This window comes from Apibacter sp. wkB309 (genome assembly GCF_002964915.1).
In the GTDB taxonomy this organism is placed as follows: domain Bacteria; phylum Bacteroidota; class Bacteroidia; order Flavobacteriales; family Weeksellaceae; genus Apibacter.
In genome coordinates this window covers 63008-85249 of the sequence record NZ_PSZL01000003.1, presented here as the reverse complement: position 1 = coordinate 85249, position 22242 = coordinate 63008, and the positions used below count along the sequence as shown (strand labels likewise).

The window sequence follows — 22242 nt, the reverse complement described above, 5'->3', positions numbered from 1 at the left end:
TTTATAACAATAAAAAAAAGAGATATTTATAATATCTCTTTTTTTTATAATTTAAATTTTTCCTAATTATTTCTAAATTAAAACATTTCCTGTCATTTCTGATGGAATAGGTAAGCCCATTAAAGTTAGAATGGTAGGAGCTATATCTCCTAGTTTACCTTGTTTTAAATTGTATTTTTGATTATCTACTACAATTAAAGGGACTAAATTAGTTGTATGTTGAGTATTAGGTGAGCCGTCTTCGTTCTTCATTTTGTCAGAATTTCCGTGATCTGCAATAATCAGAGTTGTATATCCATTTTCCAACGCTACTTTACAAATATCTCCGGCACATTCATCAACTACTTCTGCCGCTTTAACTGCTGCTTCAAATACTCCAGTGTGTCCTACCATATCCGCATTGGCAAAATTGAGACATACAAAATCCACTTCTTTTTTTTCTAGTTCGGGAATAATAGCATCTCTAATATCATATGCAGCCATTTGTGGTTTTAAATCATATGTTGGCACATCTTTAGGAGATGGGGCTAAAATTCTTTTTTCATTTTCAAATACTTTTTCTTCTCCTCCTGAAAAAAAGAATGTCACATGTGGATACTTTTCGGTTTCGGCTATTCTGATTTGTTTAAGAGCTGCATTTGCTATTACTTCACCGATTGTATTTTTAATAGTATCTTCTTTGAATATGACATGAATGTTTTTGAATGTTTCATCATATTCCGTCATAGTAACAAAATATAAATCCAATTTTTTAATTCCAACTTCAGGATGGTCATGTTGAGATAAAACATCTACTATTTCTCTCGGTCTGTCGGTACGGAAATTAAAACAGATCACAACATCTCCTTCTTGTATTTTTGCTACCGGATTGTTATTTTCTGTTACAACGATAGGCATAAGAAACTCATCGGTAATTCCGTCTTCATACGATTGCTGTATAGCTTGTAAAGGATCTTCTGTTTTATTTCCTTCAGCATTTACCATTACATCATAAGCTATTTTAACTCTTTCCCAACGTTTGTCTCTATCCATAGCATAGTATCTGCCTACAATAGAAGCTAATTTTGCATTGTTATCTTTGCAAAATTCGATCGTATCTTTTATAAAACCTTTACCACTTTGCGGATCACAATCTCTCCCATCGGTAAAAGCGTGTACAAAAACATTAGGTACATTCGAAGAGTTTGCCGCTTCTACTAGTGCTTTTAAATGGCTTATATGTGAGTGAACACCTCCGTTGGATACTAACCCGATGAAATGTACCGGTTTATTATTTTGTTTAGCATACTCAAATGCTTTTTTTAATTCTTCTTCATTTCCTAAGGTTCCGTTTTCTACGGCTAAATTAATCTTCGTCAAATTTTGATAAACCACTCTTCCAGCACCTAAATTCATATGTCCTACTTCTGAATTTCCCATTTGTCCTTTAGGTAATCCAACGTCCAATCCATAAGTTACTAAAGTGGTATTGGAATATTTTTGAAAACAACTGTCCATAAAAGGTGTATGAGCATGGTCAATAGCAGATACACTTTTATCTGTGGCTATTCCCCATCCATCCAGAATCATTAAGATTACTTTTTTATTCATAATTTATTATTTTTTGTAAAATTAATCTATTTTTATGCGTATTTTTAATTTTAAAGTTACTGAATTTTTATGATTTTTGTTGAATATATATCGATAATCCATTCTTTTTTCTAATAAAAAAAGACTTGGTAATCAAGTCTTTTATATATTTAATAATCATGATCTAGTGTTTATTCAACGGTAACAGATTTGGCTAAATTTCTAGGCTGATCTACATTAACCCCTCTTAATACAGCTATGTAATACGCTAACAATTGTAAAGGTATAACGGATAATAGCGGTGTAAAGCATTCTGAAACATCAGGAATTTCAATGGATTCGGTTACCATATCTTTAACTACGGTATCGCCTTGGGTAACAATTGCAATTACTTTTCCTTTTCTTGAATTAATTTCCTGTATATTACTTACAATCTTTTCATAATATCCTTTTTTAGGTGCAATGACAACAACCGGCATATTTTCATCAATTAATGCTATAGGTCCGTGTTTCATTTCTGCTGCCGGATATCCTTCTGCATGGATATAGGATATTTCTTTTAATTTTAAAGCACCTTCTAAGGCGATAGGATAGTTATAACCTCTACCTAAATATAAGAAGTTTCCTGCTCCAACGTATTGCTCTGCAATCTTTTTAATTTGATTTTCTGTATTTTTAATCACTTCTGCTACCCTTTCCGGTATAGTCTCCAACTCTATGATTAGACTATTGAATCGCTCTTTACTTATAGTACCTTTATGTTTAGCTAATTTAAGTGCTATCATTGCCAAAAGGGCAAGTTGAGCAGTAAATGCTTTGGTGGAAGCAACACCAATTTCCGGTCCTGCATGAGTATATGAACCGGCATCAGTTAAACGTGCTATTGAAGAGTCGATAACATTACAAATACCATAAATAAATGCCCCTTTTTCTTTTGCTAATTTTAATGCAGCAATTGAATCTGCTGTTTCTCCTGATTGAGATATTGCAATAACAATATCTTTATCTGTTATTATCGGATTTCTGTATCTAAATTCAGAGGCATATTCTACTTCTACTGGTATTCTGGCTAAATCTTCAATAAGATATTCTCCAACCAAACCAGCATGCCAAGAAGTTCCACATGAAATAATTATTATCCTTTCTGCATTTAAAAATTTTTCTTGATAATCCCATATTCCCGCCATTTGGATTATGTCTTCATCTACTAATAACCTTCCACGCATGGTATCCATAATAGATCTGGGTTGTTCGTGGATTTCTTTTAGCATGAAATGTTCATAACCTCCTTTTTCAATCTTCTCTAAACTCGTTTTTAGTTCATGAATTTGTGGATTTACTTTAGAATTATCTTTTATTTTATATACATCTACTCCTTTTAGAGTTATGGTCGCCATTTCTCCGTCTTCAAGATAAACGACTTCATTGGTAAATTCAATGAAAGGAGAGGCATCTGATGCTACGAAGTATTCATTTTCACCTATACCTATTGCTAACGGACTACTTAATCTTGCTACTACGATTTCTTGCGGTTGGTCTACTTCCATAACTGCTATGGAATAAGCACCTACAACTTCATTTAAAGCATATCTGACAGCTGTTGATAAATCTACGTTTTGTGTCTCTTGCATATACTGTATCAAGTTAACTAATACTTCTGTATCGGTTTCACTTTTAAATGTATATCCTTTAGAGGTAAGCATTATTTTTAAAGTTCCATAATTCTCAATAATACCGTTGTGAATAATTGCTAATTTTCCGTTATTTGATATATGAGGGTGTGCATTTATATCACTGGGAACTCCATGGGTAGCCCATCTTGTATGGCCAATTCCTACAGTTGCTTCTGAGTTTAAATCTTTACATTTAGCTATTAAATCGGATACTGAACCTTTTGTTTTTCTTAATTTAAAGGCTCCGTTTTCATTTAAAACTATGCCCGCACTATCATAACCTCTATATTCTAACCTTTTTAGACCGTTTAATATTATGGGTAAGGCTTTTTTATTTCCAATATATCCAGTTATTCCACACATAATTTAATGTTTTTATATTTTTTTATATTAAATATATATTTAATTTTTGGTATACAATATTTCTAATCTTAATTTTTTATCTCCTGAATTTTTATTACCATAAAAAGTTAATCGGAAAGGTTCATAAGCTCTTGTCGTCTTTGAATATCCTAAATATTCGTTACTGTTGGTAGAACGAGTTATAAAATTACCCATTTCTACAAGTATTTCATCATTAGGTTTATTTTTTTCTACAATATCTTTGATTTGTTTGGTTACATTCAGTGTATAATATTGGGGATTAGTTTCAAAATCGTACTTTGGATTGAAGAAATAACCCGCTAAACCGGAATAAAAAGTTAAATCAGGCAAAAACTTCTTTTGTGTATAATTATATCCATATATATAATCAGGTTTTGACTGCACATTTTCGGTAAGATAAAATTTCAATTTTGCTCCGGTAATAGCCCAATTGTGATTTTGTACAGAATCTTTTATAGCTTCCAATTGAGAATCATCTAATTTAAGATGAATGGAAGGCCCTCCCATACCTTGTAAAAATAAAATGGATTCACCTGACTGCTTATCCGGATTCTGCATTTGCTGCTTAAATTGGGAACTGGCAGTATTACGATTATAAAAGTTATATTCTCCTAACATTGAATTATAGGCCGAATTCATGGTAAATGAATAAGTTGCAGGTGTAAAATTGTCTGATGATTGATCTTTATATCTATAATAAGCAATTAAGGTCATTTTGCTTACAGGAAAATTAAACATAAATTTTGAATTTTCATCGACCGGTTGTATTTTAATTCCTTTAAAATACTGAATAAACCGTGAATTATCACTAATATCTGCGTTTCCTTTTTTACTGAAAAAATATTGGTAGAAATAATCGGGATTTAATTTTATTCTATATCCGGCAGCAGTAGGTTCTGAAATAACTTTTCCATCACTTGTTTTTACCGATATACTGGTCAATGAATCACCTAACAGTGCATTTCCTAATTTATCGCCAACATCAACTGTTTTATTGGAATAAAACTTGGATGAGGTTGATTCCAAAAATGTATTAATCCTATTCACATTAACTTCCATGGAATTACCTGCTTTACCTAAATAAGAAGCTAATGTATATTTTTTAACATATTTTATAGTATCAACACCGCTGGTACTTCCGGGATTTAAAATGATTTTCTTTTCTTTGTAAGAAGAGGAATTGAATGCCGGATTGAGGCTTAATACAACAGAATCGACTTGCTGGATAGTCCCTTTGATTTCATCGGCTGTACTTAGTCTTACTTGAATATTAAAAGAGGCTTTTGATTTCCCAAAAGTATTATCTTCATAAATACCGATCAATCCACTTCCTAGAGTGTTATAATCTGCTCGAATAGTATCGTTGTTAGAAATATTATACGCAACCAGATCAACAAATGTTTTATTTCCTTCTAATTTATCAGGTATAAGGTTAGCTCCAATATCTGTTGTATCGTTTTCACAACTTAATAAAAAAAAGGTTGGAAGTAAAGTTAGAGCTAATAACTTTACTTGAGACTTAAATATTTTCATAGTTGTTTTACTCTTGGATCTTTATTTCGCTAGTGACGTGATAAATTTCTTTGACATCTTCATTTTGAATAAAATCAAATTTAGGATTGCTTGATTGTTTAAACATTTCTTCCAATTCGTCAATTAAAACTTCTTCGCCTTTTACAATAGTGTCGGATCCTTTCATGGCTTCTTTGATAATACTTACGTACTTGTTATCAGTTAAGTAATTTAATTTACTTGTATCTATATTATCAAATTCCAAAATATCTTTAAGATTATTGCTAAAAATCCCGTTACTTCCTTGGTTATAAACCGAAGTGATCACTTTTATATCACTGAAGAATGCATCATTAGCATAATTCGTTTTCAAATAAATTGGTAAAAAGCTGGCCATCCATCCATGTAAATGAATGATATCGGGTATCCAATTTAATTTTTTTATTGTTTCTAAAACCCCTTTGGTAAAGAAAACAGCCCTTTCATCATTATCTTCAAACCATTCATTTGCTTCATCTTTATAGGGAGATTTTCTTTTGAAATATTCATGATTTTCAATGAAATAAACTTGCATTCTTTCTCCCGGAAGTGAAGCTACTTTAATAACCAATGGCTGATCAAGGTCATTTATAATCAAATTCATACCTGATAGCCTGATTACTTCGTGAAGCTGAAATCTTCTTTCATTTATTTGCCCGAATCTAGGCATAAAGATTCTAACATCATTTCCTTGTGCAAACATTTGTTTGGCTAAATTGTAAACTCCTGATGAAATCGGATTTTCGTCAAAGTATGGTACTAATTCTGAAGTAACGTGAAGTATTCTTTTTGAACTCATTATAAATTGAAGGCTGATTATAATTTAACAAAGTTACAAAAAATTAATCAAACTGTAGTAAGTTTGCATTTTAAACCATGACATTCGTCACTTAAATCTAAAGTATGTTATTATTAAAATCCAGAAATGAATTATTTGATTTCATTCAATATATCCACGCTAAAAAATTAACTTTAGGATTTGTTCCTACTATGGGCGCACTTCACGAAGGCCACCTTTCTCTTTTTAAAAAAGCTATAGAAGATAATCAATATACTATAGGCAGCATTTTTGTAAATCCTACGCAATTTAATAATCAAGCTGATTTGATTAAATACCCTCGCACGGAAGAAGCAGACATTGCAAAATTGGAAAGTGTCGGTTGCGACGCATTATACTTACCAAGCGTTGAAGATTTATACCCAAATGGGTTGGAATGTGAATCAATAGATATGAACGGATTGGATGTTGTTATGGAAGGAGCTTTTCGCCCAGGTCATTTTCAAGGTATGGCAACGGTTGTAAAGCGTTTGTTATTACAAGTTCAGCCTACCAGAGCCTATTTTGGTGAAAAGGATTTTCAACAGTTACAAATTATTCGCCAAATGGTCAAAACCTTACAATTGCCTGTCGAAATTTTAGGAATGCCAATTATTCGTGAATCCAACGGTTTAGCTATGAGTTCACGTAATATGAGGCTTACCGAGGAATTTAAAAAAAAATCATTATTTATATATCAATCGTTACTTAAAGCTAAAGAATTATCTTCCCATTATGCTCCTGAAATTGTAATTTGCAAAATTGAAAAATTGTATCTCAATTCAGATTTAAAGTTGGAATACTTCACCATAACTGAAGAAGAATCTTTACAGGCGGCTAAATCTTTTGATCCCTCTAAACATTATAGAGCTTTTATAGCTGTTTTTGCCGGAGAGATCCGTTTGATAGATAACATTCAAATAAGATAAAGTCTAAATTAATTATATCATTACATACCATTAAAAAACTATTCCATTATTTATTTAATTTACAATTATCTTATCTTTATTTTAAATAATATTATATCTTATAGCCTTACCTATTTATTTAAATTATAATATATTAAATATAAAATCATTAAATTTATGTTTAACTATTACAATTTTTCAGCTATTTATAGTTTAACTTTTATAAGTTTTTTGATTTTGGAGATTATATGATTAATTATTATTTTGGTCTGAATAATACATTGAATACATGAGTAAAAAATTAAAAAATATCCTTACGGTTTGTATATCTGTTTTAATTGCCGGTGGACTAATGTTTTTAGTTTCTAAAAGTTTAGGTGGTGATTTTGTTGAAAAAACTATATCAACTGCAAAAAAAGCAAACTATTTTTGGATAAGCATGGCTGCTATTTTCGGTTTAGGGGCTTATTGGATCAGAGCTGTCCGATGGAATTTACTTTTAGAACCTATGGGCTATAAAATTAAAAATTCGAATGCTTTATGGGCTCTTTCATTTGGGTATTTTTTAAACTTAGGAATTCCAAGAATGGGAGAAATAGGAAGAGCAACTGCTTTACAAACCGTAGAAAAAGTACCTTTTACTAATTCATTTGGGACTATCGTTACTGAAAGAATTATCGATTTATTTTTTATGTTATTTATTATTCTTTTGGCCTTAGTTTTTAATTATTCAACATTACTGTCTTTTTTTGAATTACTAAGTAAAAATAAAACGAATAATCCTGATGAAAAAAATTATACACTTTATATATCTATACTAGTCGTAATATTATTATGCTGTATTCTAATGTATGTATTCAGAAAAAAATTACTTCAATTATCAATTATTAAAAAAATAATATTTTTCATAAAAGGAATTATTGACGGTTTAGTTTCAGTTTTTAGATTAAAACAAAGATTGAAGTTTATTTTATTGTCCTTTGGAATATGGATATGTTATTTTTTTGCTTCTTACCTTGTAGTTTTTGCCTTGCCCGAAACTTCTTCTTTACCTGTTCAAACAGGCTTTTATATTTTAGCCGTTGGAACTTTAGGCATGTTAGTACCTGCATCGGGAGGTATAGGTGCTTTTCACCTTGCAATGATGATCGGGTTTTCGGCTTTATATTTACAATCCGGAAAATCTTTAGATGAAGGCAAAGATATTGGCTATTCTTATGCAATACTTGCTCACAGTTTACAAATGGTGTTAATGATTATAATGGGAATCATTTCAATAATTATGCTCACAAGGAATAAAGAAAAAAACAATAATTAAAAATTAAAAAAGTGATAAACTTTTTAATTATAACAAATTAGTTATATTTTATAAAAAATAAAAAAGCTGTTCGTTTTGAACAGCTTTTATTTTGATTTATATAGAATACTATAGATTCTAAATTAATTTCGAAAACTTTATGAGTATTAGTTTTCTGATTCGTCATCTGCAGAAGCAGCCTTAACATTTCTAGATGTTTTCACAGCTGCAATTACAGTATTAGCCGGATGTAATATTTGGTAATCTTTTAATTCAACTTTAGATACTTCAAATTTATTACCAACATCTAGAGAAGTTACATCTATAACAATCTCATCCGGTAAATTTGCAGGAAGGGCTTTAACTCTAAGTTTTCTTAAGTTAACACGTAATACACCTCCTCTAACAACTCCTTTTGCTCTACCGGTAATTACCACAGGTACTTCCATAGTAACATATTTTTCCGGATTTATTTGATAAAAATCAGCATGGATTATCTTATCTGTTACCGGATGAAATTGTAGATCTTGCAAAATAGCATCTATTTTTTCTCCATCTATTTCCAAAGTAACTGTGTGTGCTTCAGGAGTATAAACTAAATCAGTAAAGCTTCTTTCTTTAGTAGAAAAATGGATTACATTTTTTTCTCCATAAACAACACAAGGAACTTTTTCAGCATTACGTAAGGCTTTTGAAGAATTTTTACCTACGCTTTCTCTTTTTTCTCCTTGAATTGTAATTGATTTCATATAATATTTACATTATAAATTTTTTACTTATTGATTCTCTGTTATGTACCAAGTTCATCACTTCTCCAAACAAAGGGGCGCAAGATAACACTTTTATTTTACTTACCAAAGTATTTTTTAAAGGAATTGAATCAGTTACAATCACTTCCTCCAATTTAGAATCGTTGATTCTATCATAAGCAGCACCTGAAAAAATTGCATGTGTTGCCATGGCTCGTACACTGGTTGCTCCTGCATCCATTAATATATCAGCCGCTTTAGTTAAAGTCCCTGCAGTATCAATCATATCGTCTACTAAAATCACATTCCTTCCTCTAACATCTCCAATTAAAGTCATAAAATCGACATTATTGGCTTTTTTTCTTTCCTTATAACAAATAACCACATCAGCATCTAAATATCCCGCATAGGTTCTTGCTCTTTTTGCTCCTCCCATATCCGGAGATGCAATGGTTAAGTTGTCTAGATTTAGTGATTTTACATAATTAATAAATATTGCAGACGCAAATAGATGATCAACCGGAATTTCGAAAAATCCTTGAATTTGATCAGCATGTAAATCCATAGTCATAACACGCGTTGCACCGGCAGCAGTCAATAAATTGGCTACTAATTTTGCTCCTATTGGAACACGAGGTTTATCTTTTCTGTCTTGACGCGCTAAACCAAAATAAGGAATTACTGCTGTTATTTTATCTGCAGATGCTCTTTTGGCTGCATCTATCATTAACAACATTTCCATCAAATTATCTGCCGGTGGAAATGTTGACCCTATAATAAAGACTCTGGAACCTCTTACCGATTCTTCTAAACAGGGTTGGTATTCACCATCACTAAAATCAAAGAAACTCATTTTCCCTAGGGGCATTCCATAACTTTGTGATATTTTTTCTGCTAAAGAAACACTTTCTCTAGTCGAGAAAATATGGACTGGTTGAATCATTTATATGTGTTAAAAATATTTTCTGAAAACGAGTACTGCAAATTTATGATTTTTTTAATCATACCATAATAAAACTGAACAAAATTTGTTCAGTTTTATTTAATATTTACTTTATCTTTAAGGAAACTTAACTGCTTGATATAGATTAGGATTAACGGAAGGAAGATTCGATTTAAATTTAAAGTTTATACTTTTAATAAATTCATTAGCTATAATTGCATACCCTCTTCCGGTTGGATGTATACCATCTAATGAAAAAAATCCTCCTGTTATAAATTCATTGGTATAACTTACTCCGTTGTAAAGAATACCTTCTTTTGTTTTTAAATTTTTAATTAGTGAATTTGTATCTGTTATTGCCAGGTTATACTGTTTTGCTACAGCTTCAATGCTCTCATTAAATGCTTGAGTTGCTTCTTTGATGGTTAAAATCTCCTTATCGGTCAAAACATATTGATCATCTATAGGTTTTGAGGTTCCTCCTCCCGTTTTCAAAATCGAAGATACTGACAATAGAAATAAATCTTTTGATGTAGACATCCTTATAGAAGGAAGTCCCATCGCATCTAAATTAGTTAGAATTTTATCTATAATTACTGCTCCATTAGCTTTATCTTCAATAAAAACAATTTTTCTACTTTCGGCTTCTTCCTCTGTAATTAAATTTTTTGCTTTTGCTTGATCCAAACCGGCATTATACTTTTGATAGGAAACATTTAAATTTTTTATTTGCTGCGGTGTAAATTGATTGGCTCGAAAAGGTAAGGAAGAAACTTTATTGAAAAAAGGAAAATCGGTAACGTCCGGAATTGTAGCTACGACTCCTTTTGCCGAATTTGAGGTAAGTGTTTGTACCAATGTATTATAAGCATTCTGAAAAGTTGAAATATCTGTAATCAAAGCAGATCCATCTCCTCCTGAAGTGGCATAGCTTAAAATATCATTAATTCCAATCCACAAAGAAAAAAAAGTAGGATTTTGTTCCATTACATCTTCTACCACCGTAGCATTGGGCTTAGAAGCAAATCGTACAAAATAAGGATTAGATTTTTTGGAAGCTAAATGAGTCGGATTTCCATATCCTGACGCAAGCAAATGAAATGATTTAGCTCCCGGTATACCCATATTTTGATATCCATCTTTTGAATAAATATTTGCAAGAGTAGTTGTTCCTACGCCCGCACTGGTAACAGGAGCAAGAGAACCCTCTGATACTACCAATATTTTTTTATTATCCACTTTCGCACTCGGAATTCCTCCTAATTCATCTGCCATAAAAGGAATATTAAATTTTTGGCAGCCTGAACGCTTCATTTGCTCGGCAATCATTAATGGAAAGGATTCTTTTTGTCCTGATATATACAGTGCATTATCTCTAAAACCTGCAGTAAACGAATCTCCTAAGGCTATATATTTAGAAAAATTTGCATCTCCCGAACTAAATACCGTATTTATATCTTCATTAAAGTCATTATTGCATGAAAGGAAAAAAATAAACATTCCTAACCAAAGCATTAGTATATTCTTACCCATATTTTGTGTTTTAAAAAGGATTCCAAGCTAATCCCAGCCCGAACATAAAGCTATGCATCTTGACATCTCCTTTGAAATTATAAAATTTATTAACTACTTTTCTTGAATTACCTACATAATACATTCCTGTCATATCAAGCATTAATTTATCTTTTAAGAATTTATAACCAATACCTCCTGTTATGGCATTATTATCTGTACTTGGCATTTCCGGACTCCAATAGTCTTTACTGATCGGTGAAGGATCGTAGTAGTATCCTAAACGAACATCCAACTTATCAGATACGGAATATTCTGAACCCACTCTAAATGTATGAGTGTTATGTAAATTTTTAGGCGATGTGGATATCGTTGGATCGTTGGGATCATTGCCTACCTTATTTTGATTGAAATCAATTGTCAAAGCTTTGTATTTATTCCATCCAGAAATATTCAAATCGGTAGAAATCGTCCATTGAGGTAAAAGCCTATAGGTTAATCCGAGTGTGATTTCAGAGGTAAGGGGTAACTTTGCATTAAATCGGTCATTTTCCGTAGGAAATGATTCACTTCCAACTAATGATTTTGGAAGGTTGAACCGAGCTTTTCCATTGACCGCATGAATATCGATATTGGAACGATAGGCTATACTGACATCCAAATCTTTAATAGGCCTGATATACATACCTACATTATACCCATTACCGGTTGCATTTTTATCAACCAGTTTCATTCTTCCGTCTATTGAAGATATAGCTTTTTGCAGATTAACGCTACCTAAAGCATATATATATCCGGCACCCACACTAAACCAATCGTTTAGACGATAGGCTACTGTTGGTTGAAAGAAATACGACCGAATAGTAATTTTAGTAATTAAATCTTTACCTTCCCAATTTTGTCCCCAATCGACGCTGCTTCCGAAAGGAGTAGTAAAGCTAAAAGCAACGGATAGTTTATCAGTGGCTTTATAGGCTATATTAAACAGAGAAGGCGTACTTATCGGATTATCTGTTTTTGTTTTATATAAAGTAGGCTTATTTTGAAAATCAGCTTTTCCCATTATTATGAAAGTTCCCGCTGCAATGCTTAATTTTGAGGGTATAAATGATATACCTGCCGGATTGAAGAAAGCAACACTTGCATCTCTGGTGTGGGCACTGGTATGTGCCATAGCTGCTTGTCTCGCTCCTTGAAGTGAAACCCTAAACCCTCCTCCTTGCATTATAATAGATGTCATAATAAAGAACATAAATACTGCTTTTCTCATCATTATAAATGTCATAGTGTAGCAAAACTATAGGATTTTTACGAAATTAATAAATTTCAATACGTTCAATTTTTAATTTGATAACATACCTTAAGTTTTTATTTTATCCCTATTATACAAATCTTTTGGTATCTAGTCTATTAAATAATTTTTGATTTTATTTAGATTAAATACAAATAATTCATATATTTGCTTGAGAATATTAAAAAGGTGTTTAGTTATAAAATCATGCTTACCCATAAATCCCTTTCATTTTTAAAACCGGCACAACAAGCAAAAGTTATAGGATTTTCTGAAGAAGATATACCCACAAAGATTTTAGAAATGGGAATAGTTCCCGGTGTTTTTGTTAAATTAAAACGTCAAGCTCCTTGGAACGGTCCTCTTTTTATTGAATACGGTAAAGAGAAAAGCACGGTAATGTTGCGTAAGGAAGAAGCAGATTGTATATTGATTGAAATGCAATAGAAAAAAACAATGAGTATTAAAACTATTGCTCTCATAGGAAATCCAAATGCCGGAAAAACAACACTTTTTAATCAACTAAGCGGATTACATCAAAAAACCGGAAATTATCCGGGTATTACCGTTGAAAAAAAAGAAGGTAAATTTACCTATAAAGATACTGACTATAGGTTAATTGACCTTCCGGGGATATACAGTCTTTGTCCTTCTTCTGCTGATGAAGAGGTGGTATTATCAATTCTTGCCAATCCTGATAATCCTTACTATCCTGATATTATTATAGTAGTAGCCGATGTTCATAATATGAAAAGAAGTTTATTTCTGTATGAACAAATCAAAGATTTAAAAATTCCTACTATTTTAGTTATTAATCAGATTGACAATATTGAAAAAGAAGGAATTCTAATTCGAGATAAAAATTTAGCCGATTATTTTTCTACTCCTGTAGTGCTTGTTAGTTCTAGAAAAGGTAAAGGTATTGATCAATTAAAAGAAACCATAAATAATGGCTTCGTCAATGAATCGTTTGAAACTTTTCAATATCCTAAAGAATTTGAAAAACCGGTAAGAGAATTATCCGATAGGTTTAAAATTGATGATTATCTCGCTTGGCTATTCTTGGCTCAAACAAAAACGAACAACATCCCGAGTGCGTATCGTGAAAATGTATCAGAAATTATAAATAAGTATAAGTTGATTCCTAAAAGACTTCAACTTAAAGAAACTATTTTGAGGCATCGCCAAATTGATGATCTTGTAGAAAAAGTTGTTTATAAAGACCCAAACTATCAGACTTTCACGAACAAATTCGATAAAATTGCAACACATCATTTTTGGGGATATTTTTTATTTTTTTCAATCCTATTTTTAATTTTTCAAGCTTTATTTTTTTTGTCAGGTTATCCTCAAGATTGGATTGAAACTCTATTTGCTACTACAAGTGAACTTCTCGATGCTTATTTACCGCAAGGACCACTATCGGAGCTTATTACGCAAGGTATAATTCCCGGAATTAGTGGAGTTGCTGTATTTGTCCCTCAAATTGCAATTTTATTTTTCTTTCTGTTGATTATGGAAGAAAGCGGTTATATGGCTAGAGTTGTATTTTTGATGGATCGTTGGTTCCGACCTGTTGGACTGAACGGAAAAAGTGTTGTTCCTTTATTATCCGGTGCCGCTTGTGCTATTCCTGCAATAATGTCGGCACGAAATATTGAAAATTCAAAGGAACGATTAATTACAATTTTGGTTACACCATTTATAACCTGCTCGGCTCGCCTTCCGGTATACTCCATTATCATCGCTTTAGTCATTCCTAAAGGAAATGGAATCTTTAATTTACAGGGTATTGTTATGATGATTATGTACTTATTGGGAGTCATAATGGTTTTTATAAGTGCATCCATTGCCAACAAATTAATAAAATCTAACTATAAAAGCTATCTTATTTTGGATATGCCGAATTATAAAGTTCCTTTTTGGAGAAATGTATTTTACGGTTTATTTGAAAAATCATTGAGCTTTATAGCTAATGCCGGTAAAATCATCGTTGCTGTCAGTGTCATACTTTGGGCCTTAGGAAAATTTGGAGAGACAGCCGAAAATGGTAAAACAAATTATCTGGCAGATGTTCCTTTAGAAAATTCTTATTTAGGAAATTTCGGAAAAGTAATTGAACCGGTTTTTAAACCTTTAGGGTATGACTGGAAAATTGATATTGGTATTCTTTCTTCATTTGCTGCCAGAGAGGTTTTTGTCGGAACCATTGCTTCCATATACAGTTTGGAAGATGATGGCAGTGAAAATCTTAAATTAAAAGAATTAATGAGAAAGGATATTAACCACAATACGATGAAGCCTACATTTAATTTAGCGACAGGCATTTCCATTTTATTGTTCTATGCTTTTGCCATGCAATGCGTCAGTACCTTGGCTGTTGTTAAAAAAGAAACGAATTCGTGGAGATGGCCGGCGATCCAATTATTTTTTATGACGGGCATAGCCTATTTAGTCGCTTTACTTGCTTATCAGCTCTTAAAATAAATTTTAAATATTATTTACGAACTTATCTACTACTAATAAATCATTATATAAATTAATTAAATCCAAAATTTAGGATATTTTCTATTTTTGCTCAGATTGTTGAATAATAATGCAATAATCACCAACACGATTGATCCCGTTAAAACCGGATTAATTAAAAAGTTCCACTCTACTCCTCCGGTAATAATTATAAGCGGATCTGCTCCTGCCGGCGGATGTGTAGTCTTCGTTATTTGCATGACAAATATAGCTAATCCTACTCCCAATGATAGGGAATACCATTCATTTTTTAATACCATCGATACAATTAAACCCATAATTGAAGATAAAATATGGCCACCAATAATATTCCTAGGTTGAGACAGTGGACTTTCAGGTACACCAAATGCCAATACACAGGTTGCGCCGAAAGGTGCCATAATAAAAGGAATTGAGGTTGATTTTGTTAATAAGGCTATACATATAATTGCTATACATCCTCCAATTCCCGATAAAATTGAAAAATTAAAATTAACTTTAAGAGGACTACGTTCTCTACTTATAAATTTTGAGAGATATTTTTTACTATTCATTTCATTAAATTTTTGATATTATTTTTTGTTTTCTCTATAAGATTTTGTGTTCTATATACTTGACTATCGATCATACATGCTTCAAAAAACATATAAATAATGAAGGCGTCGTTTTCCTCACCTATTATATCAATAAAAAAATTCCGCAGTTCTGTTTTATGTTTTTGTATTACACTTAAAATGCGAACATTATCCGGTTGTATTTCTGATAGCATGTTCAAAAAGCAACAACCTCGAAAATTTTCTTTTTCATTCATTTGTTCTAAATAATCAAAAGCTGATAGTACTTTTTCTTTCGGGATTGTTTTTTCTTTAGTAAAATGTTTTAATCCTTCAAACCAGGTTTTATGACGTACTTCTAAATATTCAAGAGCTAAATTTTCTTTTGATTTAAAATGTTGATAAAAACTGGCTTTTGCAACCTTGGCTTTTTCAATGATTTCATTGATTCCTGTAGCATTGTATCCTTGCTGATGAAATAATTGTGATGCTACGTATACTATTCTTTCTCTGGGGGGCTTATTCTTTAATTCCATTCAACAAAGATAAAATAAATTTTTAAATACAGACATACTTGTCTGTATGTTTTTTTTATTAAACATATTTATATTAAAGTTTACACACGTTTATAAAATATATAAACCAGCATAATGATAACGCATGTAGTTACTCAGCTTTATTACTCCTATACAAAACAGATATGTAATCCAATAAATTAATTATAATTATTAATTCATCAAGCAACATCTATATACAAGCTCAAATATTTATATTAATTAGAAATTGTGCTATGATTCTACTACTAAAACCGCATTCATATGATTTATAATAAAAACCATTAGCATAAAATATTATATTTTGTAAATTAGCGCATATTTAATAATTTAAGATGATATTTAAAAAAATTAACTCTGTAAAAAATGCTCACAAGTCTCCTCTGCTCATAAAAGGATTATATGATTATTGTACTACTTTAAATCCTAATAATGAGATTATTTACAAAGATATTTCCAGATATAATTATCGAGAATTCAAAAAACGAGTTCAACGATATGCCAATATGCTAAGAAATCTTGGGATAGACGGTGGAGAAACCATTGCCGTAATGGATTATGACAGTCATCGATATCTCGAATCTTACTTTGCTATTCCTATGACCGGAAATGTTCTTCATATGATTAATTGGAGATTGTCTCCTGAGCAAATTCATTATACTATTAATCATGCTGAAGATTTAGTTATCATTGCCCATGCAGATTTTCTTCCTATTTTGGAAAAATTTTCAGGAGATATGCCCTCTTTAAAACATTTAATCATTTGTAAAGATGATGATACTATAATAACTTCTGAAAAATTAAGTATTACCGGAGAATACGAACAATTGATGGCTGAAGCTTCTGATTCATATGAATTCGAAGAATTTGATGAAGATGCAGTTGCCACAACATTTTATACTACAGGTACAACCGGCAATCCCAAAGGCGTATATTTTACCCATAGACAATTGGTGCTTCATACCTACAATACGGCAGCCAGTTTTGGATTTTCCGGTTCAATTGCGTGTCGTTTAAATTCCAATGATGTGTATTTACCATTAACACCGATGTTTCATGTTCATGCATGGGGATTTCCTTATCTTGCAACCACCTTTTCATTAAAGCAAATATATCCCGGAAAATTTAATTTAACCGGATTTATCGATATTTTCACAAAAGAAAAACCAACATTCTCTCATTGTGTACCTACTATTTTGCAAATGATTTTAGAGAGCAATGAAACTAAAAATATTGATTTTAACGGATGGAAAGTTATTATTGGTGGAGCTTCTTTAACCAAAAAGTTAGCAAAAAATGCTCTTGAAAAAAATATTGATATTATGTCAGGATACGGGATGTCCGAAACTTGTCCAATTATAACATTAACTCACATAGACCCTAAATATAAAAATTTAGATATAGATGAACAATCTGAAATGAGAATCAGAACCGGAACTCCTGTTCTATTTACAACCATAAAAATTATTAACGAACAAGGAAACCATGTACAAAATAATGATGTTGAACAAGGGGAAATTATTATTCGAGCGCCCTGGCTAACTCAAGGTTATTTTAAAGACGAAGAAAGAGGAAACGAATTATGGAATGAACAATATTTACATACAGGAGACGTAGCTACCATAAATTCCAATAATTCTATAAATATTACAGATAGAATAAAAGATATTATCAAAAGTGGAGGTGAGTGGATTTCTTCTGTTCAATTAGAAAATATTATTACCGGACATGAATCTGTGGCTGAAACCGCTGTAATAGGAATTCCGGACGAAAAATGGAGTGAAAAGCCTTGTGCATTTATCGTTTTAAAACCGAATATGACGTTAACTCATGATGAATTAAAAGATTATTTAAAACAATATACGGAATCCGGAATATTGAGTAAATGGGCTATACCTCAAAATATAAAATTTGTTTCAGAAATCCCCAAAACCAGTGTGGGAAAATTAAATAAAAAACTAATCAGACAACAATTTGCAGAAAATTTATAAGAGTTTAAAAATCTATTTTTTTAGTAAAATAAAAAGGTTAATAAATGGTAATTATTAACCTTTTTTATTTTTAATCTATGCTTTTAAAGATCCTTACCAAACTCTTCGATTAAATCTATTAAACATAAGTAGACCATAACTTATCTTTATTCATTGTATTAAACTAAAATTAGGTCAAATATTTGTTTTACTGAGGTAAGTATTGTTATATTTGATACAAATCAATAGTTATCATGCAAAAAATAAAAGTACTTAATCCGGTTGTTGAAATGGACGGAGATGAAATGACAAGAATTATATGGAAGTTCATTAAGGACAAACTCATTCTCCCCTATTTAGATATAGATCTGAAATACTTTGATTTAGGTATTGAAAACAGAGATAAAACTAACGATCAAGTTACTATAGACTCTGCAGAAGCAACTAAAAAATATAATGTTGCCGTAAAATGTGCTACTATTACTCCTGATGAAGCTCGTGTTAAAGAATTTAACTTAAAAAAAATGTGGAAATCGCCTAATGGCACCATTCGTAATATTGTTGGAGGAACAGTTTTTAGAGAACCTATTATTATGAATAACGTTCCGAGATATGTGCAAGGATGGACGCAACCCATTGTAATTGGCCGTCATGCTTTTGGTGACCAATATAAAGCAACGGATGTGGTAACTAAAGGTCCGGGTAAATTAACCATGACTTTTACTCCTGAAAACGGTGAACCTCAAACTTGGGAAGTCTTTGATTTTAAAGATGACGGGGTTGCAATGTCCATGTATAACACCGATGAATCTATTGAGGGGTTTGCGCATTCTTCATTTCAAATGGCATTAAGCAAAAAATGGCCTTTATATCTGTCTACTAAAAATACCATTTTAAAAGCTTATGACGGAAGATTTAAAGATATCTTTCAGAAAATATATGAAGATCATTATCAATCTAAATTTGAAGAACTGGGAATTACTTATGAACATCGTCTAATCGATGACATGGTAGCTTGTGCCATGAAATGGAACGGAGGCTTTGTATGGGCGTGTAAAAATTATGATGGTGACGTACAGTCAGACACTGTTGCTCAAGGTTTTGGTTCTTTAGGCTTAATGACTTCTGTTTTGGTTACTCCGGATGGCAAAACCGTTGAAGCAGAGGCTGCTCATGGTACTGTTACCCGACATTATAGATTATATCAAGAAGGTAAAGAAACTTCTACCAATCCCATAGCATCTATCTTTGCATGGACCAGAGGCTTAATGCATCGCGGTAAATTAGATCATACTCCGGATGTTGTCAATTTTGCAGAAACGCTGGAAAAGGTTTGTATTGAAACTGTTGAAGGAGGTAAAATGACCAAAGACCTTGCTTTATTAGTAAAAGGTAAACAAATGACCAGAGAAGATTATCTTAATACTGAAGATTTTCTAGATGCTATTGACAAAGGGTTAAAAAATAAATTAGTTAAATAATCAAGTATTTTTAATCTGTCGCACAAATATATTTATCTTATTAATCAACTACTTGTGTGACTAAATATTAACATATTTTTCTAATATGAAGAATCTCATATTTTTTTCCTATGTATTCTTGATTATTTAGAAATAAAATTGTAATTTTGCAACTCAAATTTTTAGAGAAATGAAAAAAGACATTCATCCGGATAACTATAGATTAGTTGTTTTTAAAGATATGAGCAACGACGAGGTATTTTTATGTAAATCTACTGCAGAAACAAAAGATACAATTGAATATGAAGGAGTAGAATATCCTTTAGTTAAGATGGAGATTTCAAGTTCTTCTCACCCTTTTTATACAGGAAAAGTTAAATTGGTTGATACTGCAGGTAGAGTTGATAAATTCTTTAACAAATACAAAAATTATAAAAAGTAATATAGTAATACTATTATAAAAAATTAAATATACCCATAGTAGTAATACCATGGGTATATTTTTTTATCTTTTTGGCATAAATATTGATGGAAAGAATAGTAAATTAGGTTTCTGCCTTAATAAAACAACATATTATGAATGCTAAAATTTTAATTTTATTAGTAATAATGACCTTTTCTTCTATATTCGGTTATTCTCAAGAAAAATATAAATATAGAGAAGAAATACAATCTACCAATGAAAAAGTACAGAAAGTGGAAGCTCTGATTCAACAAGAATTTGGCTCTGCTTCTTCACCCGGAATTTGGACTTCAAATAATCCTGATTATGGTCTTATGATTAGAACTAAAGGGAATACATTTACCATAAGTGCCTGGCAAATTTCTGATAATACTGATATAAAGGCAAGAGTTGAAAAACTTATGTCCAAAGTAAAATCTGAACTGTAAAAAAAATTTTATATACTAAACTTCAAAACTTCAGTAATGACTTACTGGAGTTTTTTTAACTTAAAATTTGACCAATGAAATTAGATATATTAGCCATAGGTGCCCATCCTGATGATGTTGAACTAGGGTGTGGAGGAACTCTGGCCAAAATGATTTCTGAAAATAAAAAAGTGGGAATATTAGACCTGACGGAAGGTGAATTAGGGACAAGGGGAACAGCTCTTACTAGAAAATCTGAATCCGAAGAAGCCAGTAAAATACTTTCAATTGCTTATCGTGAAAACTTAAAATTCAGAGATGGTTTTTTTAAAAATGATGATATTCATCAAATTAAATTAATTAAAATAATAAGAAAATATAAACCGGATATTGTTTTAGCTAATGCGGTAAACGATAGACATCCTGATCACGGGAAAGCTGCTAAGCTGGTTTATGATGCCTGTTTTCTCTCCGGTTTATTAAAAATACAAACAAGTTATAACGGGGTAACACAAGATAGATGGAGACCTAAACATATATTCAATTACATTCAATGGAATGAAGAAAAACCGGATTTTATAATCGATATATCTCATTTTTTAGATAAAAAAATAGAAGCTTGTATGGCCTATAAAACACAGTTTTATGATCCGAATTCATTAGAACCTAATACTCCTATTACCTCCATTAATTTCAAAAAAAGTATTATATACAGAGCTGAAAATTTGGGTAGGTTAATAGGCTGTGATGCAGGTGAAGGCTTTACTTCTCAAAAATGGATTGGTCTGAAAGATTTTGAAAATTTTGTTTGATAATATGAAATCTATTCATATATTTGCATTCCCAAAACGGTGGCCATAGCTCAGTTGGTTAGAGCGTCGGATTGTGGTTCCGAAGGTCGTGGGTTCGAGACCCATTGGCCACCCAAAGCTCCAAAGCACTCCTACAACAGCTTTGGAGTTTTTTAATAAACTACTTCAAGTGTATAATTACATAAAACGGCAATGTAATTATGGCAAAAAACACTAAATTTGGATGCACTTATACAGATATTTGGGTGTGTCCCTCAAATTGGAAATCGAAATCAAAGAAATTAAACAAAATTTAATTTCCATATAATTTTTCAATCTTATAAATTCCATTGTCCCCCTTTAGTTGGGTAATTGTTTCAAAAAATACTTTATTGATTAATAAAAAATATAAATATTGTTTTTTTATCTCTTATTTTAGTTACTTTTAAATTCTTCTATTAATTTTAATATTTTTATATTATAATTATGAATTAGTTCTGATATAACAGGGCTTTTTCTATTTTACCAATATAATATTTGTTCTATAGATTATATAAATAAATACAAAAACTTATTTTTTTTTAATCATAGTAGTCTACAATCTTCAAAACATTATGGAAGATTTTTTTATTAAAAAACTTAAATATTCCAAAAATATTTTTTTATTATATATTATATCACTTTTTAATTATTGTAAATACTTTATTACTTAATTGTAAATTATTGTTGATATAATAGTTTTACTATTTAATTTATTTAGCCAAATGGTTTACAACAAAAAACAATTATACACAATCACATTAAATCTTAGTTCTATTAACATTCTCAAAATTAATTATCATAT

The 22242-nt window shown here is 31.0% G+C and carries 19 protein-coding genes and 1 tRNA gene; 10 read left to right on the top strand and 10 right to left on the bottom strand.

Annotation, left to right across the window (positions count from 1 at the left end; translation table 11 throughout):
• Nucleotides 1–72: 72 nt before the first annotated feature.
• The 4 genes from gpmI to C4S75_RS03520 form a co-directional block, all read right to left on the bottom strand.
• Nucleotides 73–1590: a 2,3-bisphosphoglycerate-independent phosphoglycerate mutase gene (gene gpmI / locus C4S75_RS03535; RefSeq protein WP_105296951.1), complete on the bottom strand. Its 1518-nt coding sequence runs from the start codon at nt 1588–1590 to the stop codon at nt 73–75.
• A 170-nt stretch (nt 1591–1760) separates the two neighbouring features.
• Complete coding sequence (gene glmS / locus C4S75_RS03530) at nt 1761–3605, bottom strand: glutamine--fructose-6-phosphate transaminase (isomerizing) (RefSeq protein ID WP_105296950.1); 1845 nt, start codon at nt 3603–3605, stop codon at nt 1761–1763.
• 39 nt (nt 3606–3644) lie between these two features.
• The gene (locus C4S75_RS03525; RefSeq protein WP_105296949.1) at nt 3645–5159 is read right to left on the bottom strand and encodes a DUF4270 family protein; all 1515 of its coding nucleotides are present in this window, start codon (nt 5157–5159) and stop codon (nt 3645–3647) included.
• A 7-nt stretch (nt 5160–5166) separates the two neighbouring features.
• Complete coding sequence (locus C4S75_RS03520) at nt 5167–5976, bottom strand: glycogen/starch synthase (RefSeq protein ID WP_105296948.1); 810 nt, start codon at nt 5974–5976, stop codon at nt 5167–5169.
• Nucleotides 5977–6080: 104 nt separating this feature from the next.
• Between C4S75_RS03520 and panC the strand changes: the two genes are divergently transcribed.
• Nucleotides 6081–6923, top strand: a complete 843-nt coding sequence (gene panC / locus C4S75_RS03515) for a pantoate--beta-alanine ligase (RefSeq protein WP_105296947.1) — start codon at nt 6081–6083, stop codon at nt 6921–6923.
• Between the two features lie 268 nt (nt 6924–7191).
• A complete protein-coding gene (locus tag C4S75_RS03510) occupies nt 7192–8220 on the top strand; it encodes a lysylphosphatidylglycerol synthase transmembrane domain-containing protein (RefSeq protein WP_105296946.1) in 1029 nt (342 codons plus the stop codon).
• 146 nt (nt 8221–8366) lie between these two features.
• Here C4S75_RS03510 and C4S75_RS03505 read toward each other — a convergent pair whose 3' ends face one another.
• The 4 genes from C4S75_RS03505 to C4S75_RS03490 all read right to left on the bottom strand — a co-directional run bounded on the left by C4S75_RS03505 (nt 8367) and on the right by C4S75_RS03490 (nt 12673).
• A complete protein-coding gene (locus C4S75_RS03505) occupies nt 8367–8948 on the bottom strand; it encodes a 50S ribosomal protein L25/general stress protein Ctc (RefSeq protein ID WP_105296945.1) in 582 nt (193 codons plus the stop codon).
• A 7-nt stretch (nt 8949–8955) separates the two neighbouring features.
• Entirely contained in the window at nt 8956–9891 is a 936-nt protein-coding gene (locus C4S75_RS03500) for a ribose-phosphate pyrophosphokinase (protein ID WP_105296944.1), read from the bottom strand.
• Nucleotides 9892–10008: 117 nt separating this feature from the next.
• The gene (locus tag C4S75_RS03495; protein WP_105296943.1) at nt 10009–11424 is read right to left on the bottom strand and encodes a G-D-S-L family lipolytic protein; all 1416 of its coding nucleotides are present in this window, start codon (nt 11422–11424) and stop codon (nt 10009–10011) included.
• 10 nt (nt 11425–11434) lie between these two features.
• On the bottom strand, nt 11435–12673 hold the full coding sequence (locus C4S75_RS03490; RefSeq protein WP_105296942.1) for an OmpP1/FadL family transporter: 1239 nt from the start codon (nt 12671–12673) through the stop codon (nt 11435–11437).
• A gap of 228 nt (nt 12674–12901) precedes the next feature.
• On the opposite strand from C4S75_RS03490, the gene C4S75_RS03485 reads away from it, so the two are divergent.
• Both C4S75_RS03485 and feoB read left to right on the top strand, forming a co-directional pair.
• Nucleotides 12902–13141: a FeoA family protein gene (locus tag C4S75_RS03485; RefSeq protein WP_105296941.1), complete on the top strand. Its 240-nt coding sequence runs from the start codon at nt 12902–12904 to the stop codon at nt 13139–13141.
• Nucleotides 13142–13150: 9 nt separating this feature from the next.
• Nucleotides 13151–15181 carry a ferrous iron transport protein B gene (gene feoB, locus C4S75_RS03480; protein ID WP_105296940.1) on the top strand — a complete coding sequence of 677 codons (2031 nt, stop codon included), beginning with the start codon at nt 13151–13153 and terminating at the stop codon, nt 15179–15181.
• A 56-nt stretch (nt 15182–15237) separates the two neighbouring features.
• On the opposite strand, the gene C4S75_RS03475 is transcribed toward feoB, so the two are convergent.
• Both C4S75_RS03475 and C4S75_RS03470 read right to left on the bottom strand, forming a co-directional pair.
• On the bottom strand, nt 15238–15753 hold the full coding sequence (locus C4S75_RS03475; RefSeq protein WP_105296939.1) for an HPP family protein: 516 nt from the start codon (nt 15751–15753) through the stop codon (nt 15238–15240).
• Entirely contained in the window at nt 15750–16289 is a 540-nt protein-coding gene (locus tag C4S75_RS03470; protein WP_105296938.1) for a TetR/AcrR family transcriptional regulator, read from the bottom strand. The genes C4S75_RS03475 and C4S75_RS03470 overlap by 4 nt, the downstream gene beginning before the upstream one ends.
• Before the next feature lie 353 nt (nt 16290–16642).
• Here C4S75_RS03470 and C4S75_RS03465 point away from each other — a divergent pair, with 353 nt between their 5' ends.
• From C4S75_RS03465 to C4S75_RS03440, 6 genes are all read left to right on the top strand, one after another.
• Nucleotides 16643–18298 (top strand): fatty acid--CoA ligase, encoded by a 1656-nt coding sequence (locus C4S75_RS03465; protein WP_105296937.1) that lies wholly within the window; start codon nt 16643–16645, stop codon nt 18296–18298.
• A 233-nt stretch (nt 18299–18531) separates the two neighbouring features.
• Complete coding sequence (locus tag C4S75_RS03460; protein WP_105296936.1) at nt 18532–19758, top strand: isocitrate dehydrogenase (NADP(+)); 1227 nt, start codon at nt 18532–18534, stop codon at nt 19756–19758.
• Between the two features lie 169 nt (nt 19759–19927).
• A complete protein-coding gene (locus tag C4S75_RS03455) occupies nt 19928–20179 on the top strand; it encodes a type B 50S ribosomal protein L31 (protein ID WP_105296935.1) in 252 nt (83 codons plus the stop codon).
• A 134-nt stretch (nt 20180–20313) separates the two neighbouring features.
• Nucleotides 20314–20628 carry a hypothetical protein gene (locus C4S75_RS03450; protein ID WP_105296934.1) on the top strand — a complete coding sequence of 105 codons (315 nt, stop codon included), beginning with the start codon at nt 20314–20316 and terminating at the stop codon, nt 20626–20628.
• Between the two features lie 74 nt (nt 20629–20702).
• The gene (bshB1, locus tag C4S75_RS03445) at nt 20703–21419 is read left to right on the top strand and encodes a bacillithiol biosynthesis deacetylase BshB1 (RefSeq protein ID WP_105296933.1); all 717 of its coding nucleotides are present in this window, start codon (nt 20703–20705) and stop codon (nt 21417–21419) included.
• Nucleotides 21420–21458: 39 nt separating this feature from the next.
• A tRNA-His gene (locus C4S75_RS03440) sits at nt 21459–21532 on the top strand.
• Nucleotides 21533–22242 lie beyond the last annotated feature (710 nt).

Coding starts and splice junctions, on each gene's coding strand:
- gpmI (WP_105296951.1), bottom strand. CDS start 1,590: ATGAATAAAAAAGTAATCTTAATGATTCTGGATGGATGGGGAATAGCC.
- glmS (WP_105296950.1), bottom strand. CDS start 3,605: ATGTGTGGAATAACTGGATATATTGGAAATAAAAAAGCCTTACCCATA.
- C4S75_RS03525 (WP_105296949.1), bottom strand. CDS start 5,159: ATGAAAATATTTAAGTCTCAAGTAAAGTTATTAGCTCTAACTTTACTT.
- C4S75_RS03520 (WP_105296948.1), bottom strand. CDS start 5,976: ATGAGTTCAAAAAGAATACTTCACGTTACTTCAGAATTAGTACCATAC.
- panC (WP_105296947.1), top strand. CDS start 6,081: ATGTTATTATTAAAATCCAGAAATGAATTATTTGATTTCATTCAATAT.
- C4S75_RS03510 (WP_105296946.1), top strand. CDS start 7,192: ATGAGTAAAAAATTAAAAAATATCCTTACGGTTTGTATATCTGTTTTA.
- C4S75_RS03505 (WP_105296945.1), bottom strand. CDS start 8,948: ATGAAATCAATTACAATTCAAGGAGAAAAAAGAGAAAGCGTAGGTAAA.
- C4S75_RS03500 (WP_105296944.1), bottom strand. CDS start 9,891: ATGATTCAACCAGTCCATATTTTCTCGACTAGAGAAAGTGTTTCTTTA.
- C4S75_RS03495 (WP_105296943.1), bottom strand. CDS start 11,424: ATGGGTAAGAATATACTAATGCTTTGGTTAGGAATGTTTATTTTTTTC.
- C4S75_RS03490 (WP_105296942.1), bottom strand. CDS start 12,673: ATGAGAAAAGCAGTATTTATGTTCTTTATTATGACATCTATTATAATG.
- C4S75_RS03485 (WP_105296941.1), top strand. CDS start 12,902: ATGCTTACCCATAAATCCCTTTCATTTTTAAAACCGGCACAACAAGCA.
- feoB (WP_105296940.1), top strand. CDS start 13,151: ATGAGTATTAAAACTATTGCTCTCATAGGAAATCCAAATGCCGGAAAA.
- C4S75_RS03475 (WP_105296939.1), bottom strand. CDS start 15,753: ATGAATAGTAAAAAATATCTCTCAAAATTTATAAGTAGAGAACGTAGT.
- C4S75_RS03470 (WP_105296938.1), bottom strand. CDS start 16,289: ATGGAATTAAAGAATAAGCCCCCCAGAGAAAGAATAGTATACGTAGCA.
- C4S75_RS03465 (WP_105296937.1), top strand. CDS start 16,643: ATGATATTTAAAAAAATTAACTCTGTAAAAAATGCTCACAAGTCTCCT.
- C4S75_RS03460 (WP_105296936.1), top strand. CDS start 18,532: ATGCAAAAAATAAAAGTACTTAATCCGGTTGTTGAAATGGACGGAGAT.
- C4S75_RS03455 (WP_105296935.1), top strand. CDS start 19,928: ATGAAAAAAGACATTCATCCGGATAACTATAGATTAGTTGTTTTTAAA.
- C4S75_RS03450 (WP_105296934.1), top strand. CDS start 20,314: ATGAATGCTAAAATTTTAATTTTATTAGTAATAATGACCTTTTCTTCT.
- bshB1 (WP_105296933.1), top strand. CDS start 20,703: ATGAAATTAGATATATTAGCCATAGGTGCCCATCCTGATGATGTTGAA.